The 19,060-nt window shown below is 57.5% G+C and carries 17 protein-coding genes; 4 read left to right on the top strand and 13 right to left on the bottom strand.

All coding sequences use genetic code 11. The features are described from left to right. Positions 1-43 precede the first annotated feature (43 nt). The 3 genes from HMJ29_RS00675 to HMJ29_RS00665 all read left to right on the top strand — a co-directional run bounded on the left by HMJ29_RS00675 (position 44) and on the right by HMJ29_RS00665 (position 2,522). Complete coding sequence (locus HMJ29_RS00675) at positions 44-1,159, top strand: sensor histidine kinase (RefSeq protein ID WP_171589678.1); 1,116 nt, start codon at positions 44-46, stop codon at positions 1,157-1,159. Positions 1,160-1,242: 83 nt separating this feature from the next. Continuing rightward, entirely contained in the window at positions 1,243-2,034 is a 792-nt protein-coding gene (locus tag HMJ29_RS00670; RefSeq protein WP_171589677.1) for a LytR/AlgR family response regulator transcription factor, read from the top strand. A gap of 95 nt (positions 2,035-2,129) precedes the next feature. After that, positions 2,130-2,522, top strand: coding sequence for a hypothetical protein (locus HMJ29_RS00665; protein WP_171589676.1), 393 nt, complete (start codon positions 2,130-2,132; stop codon positions 2,520-2,522). 71 nt (positions 2,523-2,593) lie between these two features. On the opposite strand, the gene HMJ29_RS00660 is transcribed toward HMJ29_RS00665, so the two are convergent. The 7 genes from HMJ29_RS00660 to HMJ29_RS00630 all read right to left on the bottom strand — a co-directional run bounded on the left by HMJ29_RS00660 (position 2,594) and on the right by HMJ29_RS00630 (position 9,734). Continuing rightward, positions 2,594-3,388: a LytR/AlgR family response regulator transcription factor gene (locus tag HMJ29_RS00660; RefSeq protein ID WP_171589675.1), complete on the bottom strand. Its 795-nt coding sequence runs from the start codon at positions 3,386-3,388 to the stop codon at positions 2,594-2,596. Between the two features lie 68 nt (positions 3,389-3,456). After that, positions 3,457-4,509, bottom strand: coding sequence for a sensor histidine kinase (locus HMJ29_RS00655; RefSeq protein WP_171589674.1), 1,053 nt, complete (start codon positions 4,507-4,509; stop codon positions 3,457-3,459). A gap of 9 nt (positions 4,510-4,518) precedes the next feature. After that, positions 4,519-4,722, bottom strand: coding sequence for a hypothetical protein (locus HMJ29_RS00650; protein WP_171589673.1), 204 nt, complete (start codon positions 4,720-4,722; stop codon positions 4,519-4,521). Between the two features lie 326 nt (positions 4,723-5,048). Continuing rightward, entirely contained in the window at positions 5,049-6,173 is a 1,125-nt protein-coding gene (gene leuB, locus HMJ29_RS00645; RefSeq protein ID WP_171589672.1) for a 3-isopropylmalate dehydrogenase, read from the bottom strand. Beyond that, entirely contained in the window at positions 6,161-6,760 is a 600-nt protein-coding gene (leuD, locus tag HMJ29_RS00640; RefSeq protein ID WP_171589671.1) for a 3-isopropylmalate dehydratase small subunit, read from the bottom strand. The genes leuB and leuD overlap by 13 nt, the downstream gene beginning before the upstream one ends. A 179-nt stretch (positions 6,761-6,939) precedes the next feature. Then, positions 6,940-8,334 (bottom strand): 3-isopropylmalate dehydratase large subunit, encoded by a 1,395-nt coding sequence (gene leuC / locus HMJ29_RS00635; protein ID WP_171589670.1) that lies wholly within the window; start codon positions 8,332-8,334, stop codon positions 6,940-6,942. Positions 8,335-8,567: 233 nt separating this feature from the next. Continuing rightward, positions 8,568-9,734, bottom strand: a complete 1,167-nt coding sequence (locus HMJ29_RS00630; RefSeq protein ID WP_171589669.1) for a 2-isopropylmalate synthase — start codon at positions 9,732-9,734, stop codon at positions 8,568-8,570. 311 nt (positions 9,735-10,045) lie between these two features. Between HMJ29_RS00630 and HMJ29_RS00625 the strand changes: the two genes are divergently transcribed. Continuing rightward, a complete protein-coding gene (locus tag HMJ29_RS00625) occupies positions 10,046-10,762 on the top strand; it encodes a hypothetical protein (protein WP_171589668.1) in 717 nt (238 codons plus the stop codon). Between the two features lie 129 nt (positions 10,763-10,891). Here the strand turns inward: HMJ29_RS00625 and ilvA are convergent, their stop codons facing one another. The 6 genes from ilvA to HMJ29_RS00595 all read right to left on the bottom strand — a co-directional run bounded on the left by ilvA (position 10,892) and on the right by HMJ29_RS00595 (position 18,933). After that, positions 10,892-12,163, bottom strand: a complete 1,272-nt coding sequence (gene ilvA / locus HMJ29_RS00620; RefSeq protein ID WP_171589667.1) for a threonine ammonia-lyase IlvA — start codon at positions 12,161-12,163, stop codon at positions 10,892-10,894. Between the two features lie 186 nt (positions 12,164-12,349). After that, positions 12,350-13,417: a ketol-acid reductoisomerase gene (ilvC, locus tag HMJ29_RS00615; RefSeq protein ID WP_171589666.1), complete on the bottom strand. Its 1,068-nt coding sequence runs from the start codon at positions 13,415-13,417 to the stop codon at positions 12,350-12,352. Between the two features lie 195 nt (positions 13,418-13,612). Further along, positions 13,613-14,218, bottom strand: coding sequence for an acetolactate synthase small subunit (gene ilvN / locus HMJ29_RS00610; protein ID WP_171589665.1), 606 nt, complete (start codon positions 14,216-14,218; stop codon positions 13,613-13,615). A 158-nt stretch (positions 14,219-14,376) separates the two neighbouring features. Next, entirely contained in the window at positions 14,377-16,140 is a 1,764-nt protein-coding gene (gene ilvB / locus HMJ29_RS00605) for a biosynthetic-type acetolactate synthase large subunit (protein WP_171589664.1), read from the bottom strand. Then, positions 16,097-17,821 carry a dihydroxy-acid dehydratase gene (gene ilvD, locus HMJ29_RS00600; protein ID WP_171589663.1) on the bottom strand — a complete coding sequence of 575 codons (1,725 nt, stop codon included), beginning with the start codon at positions 17,819-17,821 and terminating at the stop codon, positions 16,097-16,099. Before ilvD ends, ilvB begins: the two co-directional genes overlap by 44 nt. Positions 17,822-18,033: 212 nt before the next feature. Beyond that, a complete protein-coding gene (locus HMJ29_RS00595; RefSeq protein WP_171589662.1) occupies positions 18,034-18,933 on the bottom strand; it encodes a branched-chain amino acid transaminase in 900 nt (299 codons plus the stop codon). Positions 18,934-19,060: the final 127 nt, after the last annotated feature.

Genomic DNA, 19,060 nt, shown 5'->3' with positions numbered 1-19,060 from the left:
CGTATCTTTCAGTTGCGTTATTTGCCTGCCTAAGGCTTTGCATATGCTTGAACCTGCTCTGTCGTCGGGGCGCCCCGCCCCGCCGGAACCTGCCACCACGCGGGCAAACTCCGTCTACAACCTAGGGAAACACTACCCGCACCGACAGTGGCTCACCATGGCAGGGCTCATGCTAGGCCTATCCATCGGGCTGTCGTTTCTGTTCTGCAACGGCTGCAAGATCTGGAGTGAAGATTTCCTGGTTACGTTCGGCTACAACTTCGCCTACACCTTTGGGCTGTGGTTGGCCAATGGCTACCCTAACGAGTGGCTTAACCGCCGCGTCGATTGGACGGTGCAGCCCGTTCGGCGGTTCCTGACTACGCTGGCGTTTTCACTGGTGCTGTCGTTACTGGTCATTCTGCTGGTCACGGGAAGTTTTATGGTGTTGTACCACCACCGGCCGCTTAGCTCGCTTACGTGGCGCCCCTTTGTGGTACCACTGCTGATTACGGTGGTTATTTCGCTGTTCATGCATAGTCGCTCTTTTCTGCTGGGGTGGCGTGAAGCGGCCATTCAGGCCGTGCGCCTGCAGAAGGAAAATGCCCAGGCCCAGGCTGACTCTCTGCGGCGGCAGCTTGACCCGCACTTTCTGTTCAACTCCCTGAATGCCCTAACCTCCTTGGTGGAGGAAAACGACCCGGCCCGCGCCTCACGCTTCATCCGTCAGCTCAGCCAGGTGTATCGCTACGTGCTCGATAGTCAGGAGCAGGAGATAGTACCGCTGGCGGAAGAAATGAAGTTCGTAGAAGCCTACTTGTTTCTGCAGCATACCCGCCTGGGCGAAGGGGTGCAAGTAGAAATAGAGTTGCCCACGGCGGCGCTGGATGCCCTACTGGTGCCGCCGCTGGCCGTGCAGCTCCTGCTCGAAAATGCCCTCAAGCACAACGCCACCTCCCAGCGCAACCCACTCCGCATTCGTATTGAGCTTGATGAAGCAGCCCGCACCCTCACCGTGCGCAATGACCGCCGCCCCCGCCGCCTCACCGATGGGGAATCAACTGGCCTAGGCCTCAATAACCTGCAAGCCCGTTATGCCTTCCTTACTAAGCAGCCCGTGGTAATTGAGCAAACGGAAACCGAGTTCTATGTAACGCTGCCGCTCCTAGAGTTGCGCTAACCAAGAGGCCTGAGCGGCCCTTCCGTTCTCCTAACTTCTGCGTTACCCTTCCCTTTTATTTACCCCGATTACTACCTGTTTGTATGGCCTCAACTGCTACCCTTCGGGCCCTGATTATTGAAGACGAACCGTTGGCTATACGCCGCCTCACGGAGCTACTGCGCAAGCAGCCGCAGCCAGTGGAGGTAATCGGAACGGCCGAGTCGGTGGCGGAGGCGGAGGCCCTGCTGCAGTCTCTGCGGACGGCGCCGGATGTGCTGTTTTTGGATATTCACCTGGCCGATGGGTTGAGCTTCGAGCTGTTTGAGCGCTTGGAAATTGTTAGCCCCGTCATCTTCACCACGGCCTACGATAAATACGCCCTCCGCGCCTTCAAGGTGAATAGCGTAGACTATCTGCTCAAGCCCATTGACCCGGAAGAACTGACGGCTGCTCTGGCCAAACTGGAGCGCCAGCGCCAAGCCGCTACTCCCACCTTCGATGCCAACCTACTAGCCCAAGTGCTGCGCCAGGCCCAGCCCGCCAAGGAGTATAAGTCGCGGTTTGTGGTGCGGGTAGGAGAGCACCTAAAGGCTATTCCGGTCGAGCAGATTGCCTACTTCGCCAGCTTAGAAAAAGTGACCCTCCTGCATACCCGGGAGGGTCGCAAATTTGTGGTTGACTACACGCTAGAGCAACTCGAAGGCATGCTCGACCCCACTGAGTTTTTCCGCCTCAACCGTGCCTACCTGGCCCACGCCGAGGCCATCCACGACATCATCCACTACACCAACTCCCGCCTCCAAACCATCCTCAAGCCCACTGCCCCCGATAATGACACCGTGCTGGTAAGCCGCGAGAAAGTAGCCGCGTTTAAAGCGTGGCTAGATCGGTGAGGTGGTAGGGGGTAAGAAGGAATTTTGGACGAGAGTAACTCGTCATACTGAGCGCAGCTGAAGCATCGCTACTGCTTAAACTAGTACAATAGTCAATGATAAATCTTCGGACATTTGATTCGCTTCAGACTTTTCTACTGCAAATACCTGCTCTTGAAGGTGTGGATGGTAAAGAGATCAATGAAGATGGGTTGTGGTGGGTAAAATTTAGAATTGATATCAAGCATCCATTGGCATGGCAAGTGGTGCAGGAGCTAGGCCACGTTGTCAATTATCTGTCTTTGCACGAGAAATTGCCAACTAGATTTTATCCGGTTTCTCCACCGCCATATATGAACGGTGGACCTGAGGAGTTTCTGTCTTGGGTGATTGAGAATACGAGTAAGGACTTCACACCAAATAACCTTAAAACTTGGTTAGAGGGCAGGTTGCCTCAGCCTGTTTATGATGAAACAGAATGGCTAACTGATTCTGAAGAGGATAACTGATTTTTACTCTTCAATGTAGCGGTAGAGATGCTTCGGCAAGCTCAGCATGAAGGCCTTGGCCTAATTACTATTCACCCTTCCAGCCAGCTCTTCACGGCCGCCGCCTTTTCCCGGCTCACTAGCACCTCCTCACTTGGAGTGGGGTGCAGATCTAGCAGCAGCTTGCCATTAAAGTGCGGGTGCAGGCGTTGCACGGCGGGTAGTTGAGCAATGAACTGGCGGTTGAGACGGAAAAACTGCGTGGGGTCTAGCAAGCTTTCTAATTGCTCTAGGGTATAATCGACCACAAAACGGCGGCCATCCGTGGCGGCGAGGGTGGTAGTTTCGTGGCGGCTCTGGAACCAGGCCACCTGGCTGGCGGCGAGGGGGAGCAATTGTTCTCCGCTGCGCACCAGGAAGCGGTTTTTGTACTGGCGGTCGGGGCGGGGGAGGGCGTCGAGCAGGCGCTCCAGGCGATGCGCGGTATCGTCTGGCTGAGGGGTTTCGGTGGTAGGTGACGCAGCCGGCGCGGCGTGCCACTCCCGGAGCTTGGCAAGGGCGGCTTGCAATTCGGCCAGCTTCACGGGCTTCAGCAGGTAGTCGACGCTGTTGGCTTTAAAGGCCCGGATGGCGTAGGCGTCGTAAGCGGTGGTGAAGATAACGGGGCTGCGTACTACCAGCTGATCAAACACATCCAGGCTCAGGCCGTCGGCCAATTGAATATCAGATAGAATAAGGTCGGGGGCCGGGTTTACGCTGAGCCACTGCACGGCCCCGGCCACGCTGTCGAGCACGGCGGCAACTTGGGCTTCTGGCGCAGCTTGCCGGAGCAGGCGTTGGAGCCGCTCGGCGGCCGGGTATTCATCTTCGAGCAGCAGAGCAATCATTAAGTGGTGAAATAGCGAATGGTGAGGTTATGAAGAGTAACTATCAGGAGGCGTAGTGCAATACTATGCTAGCGTGCTGGCAGCAGTGGGAGCTTTACCTGAAAGACCCCATTAGCTGCACTCACCACAACGGGCAGGAGCGCACCTAACAATTCGTAGCGGTGGCGCACGTTGCGTAGGCCAGTGCCGGTGCCGGGCGCAAGGCCTGCCGTGCGGGGGCGTAACGTGTTTTCAACCACAATATAGTGCGCGGTAAGGTCGGCGGTAAGGTGCAGCTCCAGCGGGTGCTCCCGCGAGGCTACGTTGTGCTTCAGGGCGTTTTCCACTAGCAGCTGAATGCTCAGCGGCGCCACCAACTGGCCTAGGGCTTCGGGTGGTACATGCTGGGTCACGCGCAGGTTGTCACGGAAACGGACTTTATGAAGGGCCAGGTAAGTGTCTACGAACGCCAGTTCTTCGCTTAGGAGCACGGTGGTTCTCTCACGGGCCAGTAGCACGTAGCGGTACACATCGGAGAGCTGTTCCACAAACCGCTGGGCCGGCTCATTTTCCGGCTCAACCAAAGCCGAGAGGGTGTTAAGAGAGTTAAAGAGGAAGTGCGGATCGAGCTGACTTTGCAGAGCTTCGAGCTGGCTTTGCACGCCCGCACTCTGGAGCTGCTCAGCGCGGCGCACGTTCTGCTCCCATTGCTGGAAGAAGTGGCGGCTTTCATAAATAAGCTGCACCATCACGGTAGGCACCATGTTGAGCCCGAACTCGAACCAAAAGGTGGAAGCATCGAGGTGGCCACCTTGCGCCCAGGCAGCCAGGCTTCCTAGGCCCAGCGTGACCAGCATGGCCGTGAGCGTATTAGTGCCGGCCAGCCACCACAAGCGCCGGCCGGTCTGCTCCACGCGCGGCATTCGGCGAAACAGGCCTAGCCACAATGCCCGCCCCGATAGCCAGAAGGCTGTGGTGAATACCAGCGAAAACAGCCACGCCACCACTACTTCCTGCCACGAGCGCACGTGCAGTAGCCCGCGCGGGATGAGTACCAGCAGGGCCAGCACCGGTATTCCAGTCAGCACAAAGCGCCGGTCGTTGAGGGGGTGCAGGGGCGTTTGAGCAGCAGGGTGGGCCATGCGAAAGGGCTAGCGGGGGAGTTTCTGCACGAAGCTAACCATCACCTGCCCAAACTGAATGGGCTCCTCCAGAAAGGCATCGTGCTTGCCGGGCCGCGTGACTACCTGTTGCTTCGGAAACCTAAACGACTGGGCCCAAGACTGGCCTAGGCCAGTCGGCAGCAGAAAGCGGGTATATAACACGCAGCGCAGAGGAAGGAAAAAGCTGATCATGGGGGAAATAGCGGCAAATGAAGAGGTGTCGGACAGAGCAGGCTAGCCTATAAGCTGAGTTAAACATCCGAAATGCCCAGACTTATTTCCATCGAAAACAGGGCGAAGCGCAGCTACTGTAAGGCGAAATGGAGGAGATGGTAGGTTAGGTTGAGGGCTGCTTCAAACTGTCATTCCGAGCACCGCGAGAACTCTGAGTCAGCTTCTAGGCCACTCCCAGATTCCTCGTGGTACTCGGAATGCCATCTCTGCAAAAAAGAAAGCCCGAGCACCAGACATTGCTGCCTGACCCCCGAGCTTCTTTTAACCCACCCCTGGGTCTTTTCTTAGATAATGGTGCTCATGCCGAGCTTGATGTTGTTGCGGTGTACTTCGCAGTCGGCAATGTCGAGCACGCTGTAGGCAATGAAGTTGCCCACCTGCTCAGTACTATACAGCGTGGTTGGGTTCAGTTCCGGCGTTACTACGCCCTGGTCGAGGGCATGCTGCACGGCGTCGCGCACGCAGTCGGCTTCTTCCTGCAGGTGGAAGTGGTCGAGGAGCATGGCGGCCGAGAGGATGGTGGCCATGGGATTGGCAATACCTTTGCCCTTGGCCTGCGGGTAAGAGCCATGGATGGGCTCAAACAGCGCCGCGCCATTACCCACTGAAGCCGACGGCAACAGGCCTAGGGAGCCCGCAATTACCGAGGCCTCGTCCGAAATAATGTCGCCAAACATGTTCTCCGTCAGGATAACGTCGAACTGCCGAGGGTTGAGGATGATCTGCATGGCGGCGTTGTCGACGAACAGATAGTCGAGGGCTACGCTGGGATACTCGGGAGCAATGCTCTGTACGGTTTCGCGCCAGAGTCGGGAGGTTTCCAGCACGTTGGCCTTATCTACCAGCGTGAGCTGGTGACGGCGCGTTTCAGCGGCTTTGAAGGCCCGGTGCGCAATGCGTAGGATTTCCTCCCGTGAGTAAGTGCAGTGGTCGTAGGCCGAGGTGCGGTCTTCGCTACGGCCTTTCTCGCCGAAATAAATGCCGCCGGTCAGCTCCCGGAAAATCAGAATATCGGTGCCCCGGATGCGCTCCGCTTTTAGCGGAGAGTGTTCCAGCAGTTGGTCGTAGGCCGTGATAGGCCGGATGTTGGCGTACAGGCCCAACTCCTTGCGCAGGCCCAGCAGGCCCTGCTCGGGGCGCACTTTGGCCGTGGGGTCGTTGTCGTATTTGGGGTCCCCGACGGCGCCGAGCAGCACGGCGTCGGCGCGGCGGCAGGCGTCCAGAGTTGCGTCGGGGAGGGGCGAGCCGGTAGCATCAATGGCGCAGGCTCCCATCAGCTGGTAATCAAACGTAAACTCGTGCCCAAAGCGGCTGGACACGGCCCGCAGCACGCGCACGGCCTCACTACATACTTCGGGGCCAATGCCGTCGCCCGGCAACACTACAATGCGTTTGCTTAGAATACCCATGACTGTTGCTGTTCAAAAGCCGTGATGGCCGCCTCCTGGCTAATGAGAAAATCGATGTCGTCGTACCCGTTGATCAGGCACTCTTTTTTGTAAGGGTCCAACTCGAAATGAATCGCCTCAGTCCAGTCTGGTACCGTAAGAGTTTGCGCCTGCAGATCCACGGTTAAAGCAGCCTGCGGGTCCTGCGCTACCACTGCAAACAGGCCCTGCAATACCTCATCCGAAGCCTGCAGGGGCAGTAGGCCAGTATTCAGCGCGTTGCCCCGAAAAATATCGGCGAAGTAGCTGCTGACGACCACGCGAAATCCGGCGTCATACAAGGCCCAGGCGGCGTGCTCCCGGCTAGAGCCACACCCGAAGTTCTTGCCGGCCAGCAGAATCTGATGGCCTTGGTAGCGAGCATCGTTCAGCACGAAATCCGGCTTGGGCTGCCCGTCAGCGGTATAGCGCCAGTCGGCAAAGAGGTTCGAGCCAAATCCTTCGCGGGTCGTGGCCTTCAGAAAGCGCGCCGGAATGATCTGGTCCGTATCCACATTTTCTATCGGAAGTGGCACCACGCCGGAGCGTAGCGTTTGAAATTTTTCCATGGGGTGGGAAGGGTTGTAAGTTAGAACTAGACTAGGCTCCCCTCCTCAGATGAGGAGGGGTTAGGGGTGGTTGAAGTGGCCTAGAACAGTTTTTAGAACTAGTATTAGTAAGTCGTTCAACGGTGTGTCAACCACCCCCAACCCCTCCTCATCTGAGGAGGGGAGCCCTAGCTCTAGTGCTAGTTCAAATACTGCGTGATGTCTACTAAGCGGCCTTCTACCGCTGTAATAGCTGCTACCAGCGGCGAGGCTAACAGCGTGCGGGCGCCGGGACCCTGGCGGCCTTCGAAGTTGCGGTTCGAAGTGGAGACGCAGTAGGCGCCGGCCGGAATCTTGTCGTCGTTCATGGCTAGGCAGGCGCTGCAGCCTGGTTCGCGCAGCTCGAAGCCGGCTTCGGCCAGCACTTTATCGAGGCCTTCGGCAATAGCTTGCTGCTCTACCTGCTTGGAGCCGGGCACGATGATGGCCTCCACATGGGCTGCTTTCTGCTTGCCCCGCACGTAGGCCGCTACCGTGCGCAAATCCTCAATGCGCGAGTTGGTACAGCTTCCAATAAACACGTAGTTGATTTCCTTGCCCAACAGCGACTCGCCCGGCTGGAAACCCATGTAACGCAACGACTTATCGAAGCTGGTGGCCTCGCTACCCCCGTTAAGCACCGGAATGTTGGCCGCCAGCGGAATGCCCATGCCGGGGTTGGTGCCGTAGGTTATCATGGGCTGAATGGCCGAGGCATCAAACTGCAATTCGGCATCAAACACGGCGTCCTCGTCGGAGTACAGAGTCTGCCAGTAAGCCACGGCTCGGTCCCAGTTCTCGCCCTGGGGGGCAAACCGGCGACCTGCTAGATAGTCGAATGTGGTGGCATCGGGGGCAATGAGGCCGCCGCGGGCGCCCATTTCGATGCTCATGTTGCAGACCGTCATGCGGCCTTCCATGCTCAGGCCGCGAATGGCGCTGCCGGCGTACTCTACAAAGTAGCCGGTGGCGCCGCCGGTGCCCAGTTGAGAAATCATGTACAGAATTAAATCTTTGGCCGTTACGCCGGGCCGCAGGGCACCGTCCAGGGTAATGCGCATGCGCTTGGGCTTATCCAGCAGCAGGCACTGCGAGGCCATTACCTGCGTCACCTGGCTCGTGCCAATGCCGAAAGCTATGGTGCCAAAGGCGCCGTGGGTAGAGGTGTGGCTGTCGCCGCACACCATGGTCAGGCCTGGCTGCGTGATGCCCAGCTCTGGCCCAATTACGTGCACAATGCCCTGGTACTGGTGGCCTAGGCCATACAGCTCCACGCCAAACCTAGCGCAGTTCTCCGTAAGCTTATCCACCTGGGAGCGAGACAGCGGGTCCTGAATCGGCTGATCCTGGTGGCGCGTGGGCACGTTGTGGTCGGCGGTAGCTACTATCTGCCCCGGGCGGCGCAGCGTGAGGCCGCGGGCCGTTAGCTCGTCAAACGCCTGGGGGCTGGTTACTTCATGAATCAGATGGCGGTCGATGTAAAACACCGTGAGGCCACCGGCTACTTCGCGCACCACGTGCGCGTCCCAAATTTTATCAAATAAGGTCTTAGCCATGAGATGGGTGGGGGTGGTGAATAAGGGGGTGAGGGTAGGAGGGTAAGAGTTTGGGAGGAAGCATGGGGTAGAACCACAATGCTCGGTATCGTTGCTAGCAGCAGAGAAGCAATATTTTGCGTCTTGTAGTTGCTGAGGTTGTCTACCTCTCGCTCCGTGCTAGGCCAGTCATTCTGCTAAAATCGTTCAACGACGAGACGCAGGATGTTGCGTCTCTACTGCACGTCATTATGTTACCCTACCGGCACCAACTGCTCTTGCTCCACCATCACGTGCAAGTCTTCGTCTACCACTTCCTTCTGGCGGTCGGCCAGCACGAGGAAGGAGGCGTAGGCCTTGTTGAGGGAGGTGCGGTCAAAGTCGTAGCCGATTTTCTGGAGGCGGTAGGCCAGGGCCGCGCGGCCGGAGCGGGCGGTGAGCACAATGGCCGAATCAGGCATGCCCACTTCACGGGGGTCAATAATTTCGTAGGTCTCGCGGTGCTTGATGACGCCGTCCTGGTGAATGCCGCTGGAGTGCGAGAAGGCGTTGGCGCCTACAATAGCCTTGTTGGGCTGCACCGGCATCGACATGAGGTGCGATACCATAGCCGAGGTTTCGGCGAGCAGCCTGGTGTTGATGCCCGTCTCGAAGTTGAGGTAGGGATGCTGGCGGAGCACCATTACGGCTTCTTCCAGGGCCGTATTGCCGGCCCGCTCACCTACCCCGTTGATGGTACACTCAACCTGCTGAGCACCGTTGAGCACGCCGGCAATAGAGTTGGCCGTAGCCATGCCCAAGTCGTTGTGGCAATGCGTAGAAAGGCGCACGTGCTCAATGCCGCGCACATTATCCACTAAGTATTTGATCTTGGCCCCGTACTCACTAGGCAAGCAGTAGCCAGTAGTATCGGGAATGTTCAGCACGGTGGCACCAGCGCGAATAGCGGCCTCGCAGACTCGGGCCAGAAACTCATTATCTGTGCGCCCCGCGTCTTCGGCGTAAAACTCCACGTCCTCCACGAAGGACTTAGCCAGCTTTACGGCTGCCACCGCCCGCTCCAACACTTTTTCTGGGGTAGTGCAGAGCTTGAACTTGATATGCGAATCGGAGGTGCCAATACCGGTGTGAATGCGTGGGTACTTGGCTGATTTCAACGCCTCAGCGGCCGTAATAATATCATTCTCCACCGCCCGAGAAAGGCCACATACCGTCGCGTAGCGCGTCTGGGCCGCAATGGCTGCCACCGCCGCAAAATCGCCTGGGCTCGACACCGGAAAACCAGCCTCAATTACATCTACACCCAGTAGCTCTAGCTGTCGGGCAATGAGGAGTTTCTCGTCGCGGTTCAGCTTGCAGCCCGGCACCTGTTCCCCGTCGCGCAGGGTCGTGTCGAAGATGTGGATTTTCTGAGTTGCCATGTCTCTAGGGTTCAGTCAGCGAAATTTGCTGCCCGCAAGTACATGGCTTAGCCGTGCGTATAAAAACGTTTTCTCGGCACGCCTACTATTTCAAAAAGTTGGTTTTGTTGATCAATGTATTGATAGTTAGAATTTTATGTATTTGCTGTGTACAAGGGCAAATCTGTCTAATGCTTAATTTAGATGACCTCATCAGATAGTCTGATTTGACAAAAATGGGGTTATGCTGCCACGCCAACTCGCAGAATAGTGTTTCAAGAAACTATCTTCGGGTTCCGGAATACTGAACGCTATATCTACTAGCAAAAATCATGAAGGATTTTAAAATAATACTAATTCTGGGCTTGCTGCTAACCTTTAATATAGCATTTGGGCAGCAGCCAGATAACGAGCAAGTAGCAATTGGGAGGAAAGTTATAATACTTATTTCTGAGGGTAAAACCCAAGAGGTGTGGCAACTCTTTGATAAAAAGAATGTGCCTAATTTTTCAGAAGAACAATTAAGTACGGGCTTGGGGCAAATAAGCGCCATTCTTTCAACTGCCACCTCGTATGATTTGTCGATGAGTAGAGTGAAAATTATTGATAGTAAAAAAATAAATTTCTATAGGTTTAAAGGGCTTTCAAAAAGTTCGGATACTAATGCTGATGTGTATGTGGATGTATTATTTTTTGAAAATTCGAATTTGGTAGCAGGGGTGAGTCCTAAAAGACTAGTATCGGTGCAAAATATACCTCTCAATAGCTCGAAGGCCTTCACCACTGCAGGACAAGAAACACCAGTAGAAGACGTGTCTACTATTTTGATAGACAATATTACTTATAAAGTAAGGGGAATAAACATTGTCCATATCGAGAAAGATAAAGGACTGTTAGCCATTCAGGTTGAAACGAAAATGCCTGAAAATGGTAACGCCGAAGAAAAAGAGTTTAAACAGGCAGCGGTTAAGTTTGCTAAGTATGTAGTCGAAAACCACTATGTAGAAAAGGCAAAGTCAAAGGCCAAAGAGATAAATAAAAGCTACTGAAAGATATTGGAGTTTCTTTCTATGACCCGGAAAGAGACAAGGGTTTTAATGTTATGCTAAAGCCGGAAGATTTTAAATAGTATTAAATGTGAGTGAGGAATAATATTGCAATCTGACTTTTCCTCTGCTTCAAACCAGTAAACTCAGGAAGTCCTGCTTGCCGTTTAGGTATTCGTAGCCGAAGCCTTCGGCGGCCATGCGCAACTGGATTCCTTCTATATCGTGAGGGCGCTGGACTTCTAGGCCGATGAAAACGGGGCCTTTTTCCTTGTTGTTCTTCTTGATGTACTGAAACTGGATGATGTCGTCGTCCTCGCGCAGTACGTGGTTCACGAAGCGGCGCAGGGCCCCGGGCTTCTGGTTGAAGGTTACTAGGAAGTAGTGCTTGCGGCCTTGGTGGCGCATGGCGCGTTCCTTGATGTCCTCCATGCGGGTAATGTCGTTGTTAGAGCCGCTGAGCACACACACTACCGTTTTGCCCCGGATCTGGTCGGCGTACTGGTGCAGGGCCGAGACGCTGAGCGTGCCCGCCGGCTCCAGCACAATGCCTTCCTCGTTATACATCTTCAGCAGGTCCTCGCACACTTGGCCTTCTGGTACCAAGGCCACCTCATCTAGCAGCTCCCGGCACAACTCAAACGTCAGTTCGCCGGGGCATTTTACGGCGGCGCCGTCCACGAAGCTCTCGATGTGCTCCAGGGGTTGGCGTAGGCCAGTCTGCATAGCACGCTGCATGGAAGGAGCCCCCAGCGGCTGCACCCCAATCAGCTTGGTGTGGGGGCTCAACTGCCGAAACACGCTGCTCACGCCCGAGGCTAGGCCACCGCCACCAATAGGCATAAAGCAATAGTCAATGGAGCCGGGGGCGTCGCGCAGAATCTCCAGGCCTACCGTGGCCTGACCTTCCACAATGGCCAGGTCATCAAAGGGATGCACGAAGGTGCTGCCCCGCTGGTCGCAGAAGTCTTTCGCGGCCTTATACGTGTCATCGAAGGTGGCCCCGGTCAGGATGACTTCTACCTGGTCTTTCCCAAACAAGCGCACCTTGTTTACCTTCTGCGCCGGGGTTTGGGCGGGCATAAAAATGTGGCCCCGCAGCCCCAATAGCTGGCAGGCGTAGGCCACTCCCTGCGCGTGGTTGCCCGCGCTGGCGCACACCACATCCCGCCCCGACTGCTCCCGGCTCAGGCCGGCCATCTTGTTATACGCCCCCCTGATTTTGTAGGAACGCACCACTTGTAGGTCCTCACGCTTCAGGTACACCTGCGCCCCATACGCCTCCGACAGGCCTAGGTTGTGCTGCAGCAGCGTTTTGTAGATGACGCCATCCAGCGTGCGGGCCGCCCGTTCCACGTTTTCCAGCCGCACCGTGGGGGCAGAGGTGAGAGTGTCTTGTTCCATAGGTGAGTTGTGAGCAACAAAAAGAACGTCATGTCGAGCGCAGTCGAGACATCTCGCTCGAATCGTTGGACCTCACCCCCCGGCCCCTCTCCACGGGGAGAGGGGGAGTGAATACTACCCCAACGTCAGCACGCGAGATGTCTCGGCTGCGCACGGCATGACGTTCTTGTTAATTTCCAGAGGCTTTTAGCTTAGCTCCTCTACTTTCTCAGTGGCTTTAGAACGTAGCTCGCGCACCGTGGCACCGGTCTGCCACAGCTCTGAGTCGCGTACTTCCTTCAGTTCCGCTTCCAGCTCCTTGCGGTAGCCGGGAGTAGAGCCACGCTGGATGGTGCGGGCGGCTTCCTGGCCTGAGGCTACGCTGTCGTAGAGTTCGTTAAGTACGGGCAGGGTAGCCTCGCGGAAGCGGCCTTTCCAGTCGAGGGCGCCGCGCTGAGCGGTTACGGAGCAGTTGCTGAACATCCAGTCCATGCCGTTTTCACCTACCAGTGGTACGAGGCTCTGGGTGAGCTCCTCCACGGTTTCGTTGAAGGCCTCGGAAGGGGAGTGGCCCCGCTGGCGCAGCACTTGGTATTGAGCCTCGATGATGCCGGCCAAGGCCCCCATCAGTACGCCCCGCTCGCCGGTGAGGTCAGAGTACACTTCGCGCTTGAAGTCGGTTTCAAACAAGTAGCCCGAGCCTACCCCAATGCCCAGGGCAATAGCCTTGTCGTAGGCCTGTCCGGTAGCATCCTGGTACACGGCAAACGACGAGTTTAACCCGCCTCCGGCCACAAACAGGCGGCGCAGGCTGGTGCCGCTACCCTTCGGAGCCACTAATACCACGTCTACATCGGCGGGCGGAATGATGCCAGTCTGGTCATTGAAGGTGATGCCGAAGCCGTGTGAGAAGTACAGGGTTTTGCCGGCCGTCAGCTTGGCTTTCAGCGTAGGCCACACCGCAATCTGGCCAGCATCGGAGAGCAGGTTGGCGATGATGGTGCCTCGCTCGGCAGCTTCTTCAATGTCGAACAGCGTTTCGCCTTCCACCCAGCCATCCGCTTCGGCCTTGCTCCAGGAAGCAGAGTCGCGGCGTTGCCCAATGATGACGTTGAAGCCGTTGTCGCGCAGGTTTAGCGCCTGGCCGGGGCCCTGCACGCCGTAGCCAATCACGGCAATAGTTTCCTCTTTCAGAATTGCGCGGGCTTTCTCCAGAGGGAATTCGTCGCGGGTAACTACGTGCTCTTCTACGCCGCCAAAGTTGATGGTTGCCATGAGGTTAGGTATTGAGTTGGAAGATGAATTTGAGTTGTTGTTCTATGGGGGACCTCACCCCCAGCCCCTCTCCTCGGGGAGAGGGGTGCCAGACGCGGGGCCATGATGAATGAGTAATGTGTTACTGATCATTGCTCCTTGATAATTGCTTCTAGAACGCACCCCTCTCCCGGAGGAGAGGGGCCGGGGGTGAGGTCACATCGTGAATACCTTGTCGCGGCTGTTGAGGTAGTCGTTTTCGCTGACCTCCGGGCTGGGCTCGGTGCGCTCAAACTCGCGGAGTTTGTGATGAAAGCCCTGGCTGTCTTTAATTATGGCAATGCGGGCCGAGCGCACAAACTCGATGAGGCCGTAGGGCTGCAGCACCGTCAGGAGCTTGTCGGTTTCCTCGCGATGGCCGGTGGTTTCGAACACCGTGTAATCCTTGCGAATTACCACAACGCGGGCACCGTGCTCCCGCAGTAGGCGCTCCACAATCACGCGCTCCGCAATGACGTCGGTGGGCACTTTGTAGAGCGCCATTTCCTGCCAGATGACGTCCTCGTTGGTATTGAAGTACACCTTGAGTACTTCCACCTGCTTTTCAATCTGACGGGCAATCTTGCGCACTACATCCTCGGTTTCCACCACCACAATATTGAAGCGGTGAATGCCTTCTACCTCCGAAGGGGAGGTGTTGAGACTCTCGATGTTGATTTTGCGCCGGGAGAAGATGATGGCAATGCGGTTCAGCAGCCCCACTTGGTTCTCGGTGTAAGCCGTGATGTTGTACTCCCGCCGGTCGATGGATTGCTGGTGCATGTTATTAGCTACTAAATGGCCTGTCATGCTTGATCTGGCGTCCGCGCAGCCGAAGCATCTCTCCCTCTGGCTAATCACTGGCCTAGGCCTCAGCAGCGAAGCGGTAGAGATGCTTCGGCTGCGCTCAGCTTGACGTTCTGCCAGGCTTTTGAATCGTTCTACTTCAACCGTATCTCCCCAACCCCGCAGCCTTGGGGCACCATCGGGAAGATGTTGTTCTCCTTGGTTACCATCACCTCCAGTAGGAAGGAGCCGGGGTGTTCCAGCATCTCGCGGAGGGCGGCTTGCAGCTCGGGGCGGTACTCCACGCGGCGGCCGGCAATGCTGTAGCCGCTGGCCACGGTCACGTAGTCGGGGCTGGCAATGTCAACGAAGGAGTAGCGCCGGTCATGAAACATCTCCTGCCACTGGCGTACCATGCCCAGAAACTGGTTGTTGAGCAGCAGGATTTTCACGTTCACGCCGGTCTGCATGATGGTGCCCAACTCCTGAATCGTCATCTGAATGCCCCCATCACCGATGACAGCTACCACCGTGCGCTCTGGGGCGCCGTACTTGGCCCCGATGGCGGCCGGCAGAGCAAAGCCCATGGTGCCCAGGCCACCGCTGGTGATGTTACTGCGGGTGTGGTTGAGCCGGGCGTAGCGGCAAGCCACCATCTGGTGCTGGCCTACGTCGGTCACGATGATGGCCTCGCCCTGGGTCAGCTCATTCAGCTGCTGGATTACCTCGCCCATGGTCAGCTCGTCGGAGGTCGGAAACAGCTCGTCCTGAATGACAGCGGCAATTTCCTCCGCGTCGTGGTCTCGGAAGCGTTGGCGCCACTCGGGGTGGGTGCGGGCTTCCACTAGCTCTGTGAGCAGGGGCAGGGTTTCCTTACAGTCGCCCCACACCGGCACGGTGGCCTTCACGTTCTTGTCGATTTCGGTGGGGTCGATGTCGAGGTGAATAACCTGGGCTTGGCGGGCGTATTTGTCGAGGCGGCCCGTTACCCGGTCGTCGAAGCGCATGCCAATGGCAATGAGCACGTCGCACTCATTGGTCAGCACGTTGGGACCGTAGTTGCCGTGCATGCCCAGCATGCCCACGTTGAGGGGGTGGCCGGTGGGTAGGGCACCAGCGCCGAGGATGGTCCAGGCCGCCGGAATGCCGCTTTTCTCAATGAACTGTTTGAACTCCTGCTCTGCCTGGCCTAGCAACACGCCTTGGCCCCACAGCACCAGAGGGCGCTTGGCTTGGTTGATGAGGGCGGCTGCCTGCGCCACATATTCTGAGCGCACGAGTGGCCTGGGGCGGTAGCTGCGGATATGGTTGCAGGGCTGATACGGCGGGAACTCCGCCTTTTGCATCTGGGCGTTTTTGGTGATATCAATCAGGACCGGACCGGGCCGGCCGCTGCGCGCGATGTAGAAGGCCTTGGCCAGCGCCTCCGGAATTTCACTGGCGTCCGTTACCTGATGGTTCCACTTGGTAATGGGTGTGGTGATGTTGATGATGTCGGTTTCCTGAAAGGCATCGGTGCCCAGCAAGTGCGCAAACACCTGGCCCGTAATGCACACCAGCGGCGTGCTATCAATCAGGGCATCGGCTAGGCCAGTCACCAGGTTGGTAGCGCCAGGGCCACTGGTCGCGAATACCACGCCCACCTTACCCGACGACCGGGCGTAGCCCTGGGCCGCGTGAATGCCGCCCTGCTCGTGGCGCACCAGCACATGGTTCAGCTGCTCCTTGAAGTCGTAGAGCGCGTCATAGATCGGGATGATGGCGCCGCCGGGGTAGCCGAACACAGTATCCACGCCCTCCGCCAGCAGGGCATGCAGCGTGGCCTGGGCTCCCGATAGGGGCTGGGTGCTAGGCAACGCCGTAGCTACGGCCGTTTCAGGCGAGGTTGGCACGGGCTGGGGTGGTGGGTTCAAGTACATGGTCTTCCTGGTAATCGGTGATACAGCCGCGGCTCGCGTCGCTAACCGTGCGGATATACTTCAGCAGCACGCCTTGTTGCACGTTAGGCCGGGGCCGCTGCCACTGCTGGCGGCGTAGTTCCAGCAAGGCGTCATCTACCTGCACATCAATGGTGTTGGTACCGGCGTCCAGCACAATCCAGTCGCCGTCCTCTACCAGCGCAATGGTGCCGCCGTCGTAGGCCTCGGGGCACACGTGCCCAATCACGAAGCCATGCGTGCCACCCGAAAAGCGGCCGTCCGTAATCAGGGCCACTTTGTCGCCCAGGCCGGCCCCAATAATGGCCGAGGTCGGCTTGAGCATTTCCGGCATACCCGGTCCGCCCTTGGGCCCCACGTAACGAATCACGACTACCTGGCCGGGCTGAATCTTGCCCTGCGTGATGCCTTCGTTCAGCTCTTCTTCGGAGTTGAACACAATGGCCGGGCCCTCAAACCGCAGACCTTCCTTGCCGGTAATTTTGGCAACAGCTCCCTTCGAAGCCAGATTGCCATACAGGATCTGAATATGGCCGTCGGCTTTGATGGGGTTATCCAGGGGGCGAAGCAAATCCTGCTCGGCGCCCAGGGGCTGCACGTCGGCGAGGTTTTCGGCGAGGGTCTGGCCGGTTACCGTTAGTAAATCGCCGTGGAGGAGGCCTAGGTTCAGCAAGGTTTTCATCACGGCTGGCACCCCGCCCAGCGCCGATAAATCTTCCATCAGGTACTTGCCGCTGGGCTTGAGGTCGGCTAGTACCGGGGTACGGTTGCTGACGGCCTGAAAGTCTTCCATGGTGAGGTGCACGCCAGCGGCGTGGGCAATGGCAATCAGGTGGAGCACAGCGTTGGTAGAGCCGCCTAGCACGGTCGTCATCACCAGAGCATTTTCGAAGGCCTCGCGCACCAGAATGTCGCGGGGCTTGAGGTCGAGTTCGAGCAGGCGGCGCAGGTAGGCGCCGGCTGTGAGGCACTCCTGCTGCTTCTCCTGGCTAACCGCAGGGGAGGACGAGGAAAACGGGACGCTCATGCCCAGCGTTTCAATGGCCGCCGCCATGGTATTCGCCGTGTACATGCCGCCGCAGGCTCCGGGCCCCGGGCAGGCATTGTGGATGATGCCCTTGTAATCCTCGTCCGATATCTGCCCCTGCAGCTTCTTGCCGTAGGCCTCAAAGCACGACACAATGTTGAGCTGCTGCCCCTTAAACGTGCCGCCCTTAATGGTGCCCCCGTACACCATCAGGGAAGGCCGGTTCAGGCGCGCCATAGCAATGAGAGCACCGGGCATGTTTTTGTCGCAGCCCATCACGCAGGCCAGGGCATCGTAGTTGTGCGCCCCGGCCATGGCCTCAATGGAATCGGCAATGATTTCCCGGGAAACCAGGGAGTAGCGCATGCCCGCCGTGCCATTGGTAATTCCGTCGCTTACCCCAATCGTGTTAAACCGCAGCCCCACCAAGCCTTGCTCCTGCACGCCTACCTTCACCTGATCGGCCAGGCCGTTCAAGTGCATGTTGCAGGTATTGCCCTCGAAGCCCGTGGAGCAGATGCCCACGAACGGCTTGTGCAAATCAGCATCCGAAAGCCCCGAGCCAATAAGCATGGCTTGGGATGCCGGCAGGCTGTCGTCCTGGGTGTAGATGCGGCTGTATTTGTTCAAGGCCATTGGGTGGAGGAAGTTGTATTGTTCTGGTGGTGGACCTCACCCCCCGGCCCCCTCTCCTCAGGGAGAGGGGGAGCCACGGAGGCAATGAACAATGGGCTCTCGAGATATGATAAAAGATGGCCTAATGAAGGCGCGCTATTCAGGTTGGCTATTCATTGTCGTGAGGCTACCCCTCTCCCTGAGGAGAGGGGGCCGGGGGGTGAGGTCCACCGCTAGGCCACTATTGAAGCGTTGCGGCTCACGGCTTGCCCCGTTACCAAAGCGTGGTAATGGCTGGCGAGCATGCCGCCGATGGAGTGCTGAAATGACTTTTCAAATACTACATCATCCACCGAGGCAATGCCGATAACCTCAGCTGCGGTTCCCGTCATGAAGGCCGCCGAAGCAGTACGCAGCTCGTCGGGGGTGAAGAACTTTTCGTGCACCGTGATGCCGGCCTCGCGGGCCAGGTCGATGATGGTGTTGCGGGTGATGCCGCGCAGAATGCTGCCTTGTGGGGCCGTGTACAGCTCTCCGTCGCGCTCAAAGAAGAAGTTGGCGCCGGGCCCTTCGGCTACGCAGCCGTTCATGTCCAGCAGCAGGGCTTCATCGTAGCCGCGGCTTTTGGCCTCGGTGCTGGCAATGATGGAGTTAACATAGTGGCCGCCTACTTTCGCCTCAATGGGCACCGCTTTGGGGTTGGGGCGCTCATAGGGCGAGATGGTGAGGCGCAGGCTTTGGTCGCCGAGGTATTTGCCCCATTCCCACACTGCAATCAGTAAGTTGCTGGTGGTGGCTGCCTTGAGGCTCATGTTGGGCGTGGCGGCATACACCAGCGGGCGGATGTACGCATCCGTCAGGTTGTTGCGTTTCAGTACCTCATAGCTGATGCGTGTGAGTTCCTCTACCGAGTACTCCAGCGGCAGCCCCACTGCTTTGCACGAGTAATGCAGCCGCTCATAGTGTTCCTCTGCCTTGAAAATGCGGGCTCCGGCGGGTGTATTGTAGGCCCTGATGCCCTCGAATACGGAGTAGCCATAGTGCAGCGACTGGGCATACACGCCGCAGGTAGCCTGCTCGGCCGGCACGAACTCGCCATCCAAAAAGGCAATGGTATTACTGGTGAAATACATGGTAGTAAGTGAGGTAAGGAGAGGGAAAACCGGCTATGAAAAAACCTTTCCGAGCGCTGGGCTGAGAAAGGCTAGTCGGATCAGAGACAAGGCGCTTCCTTTCAGCCTGGCAATGGCAGAATAATGA

The sequence above is a fragment of the Hymenobacter taeanensis genome (genome assembly GCF_013137895.1).
GTDB classification, from domain to species: Bacteria; Bacteroidota; Bacteroidia; order Cytophagales; family Hymenobacteraceae; genus Hymenobacter; species Hymenobacter taeanensis.
This window is presented reverse-complemented; position numbering and strand designations above follow the sequence as displayed.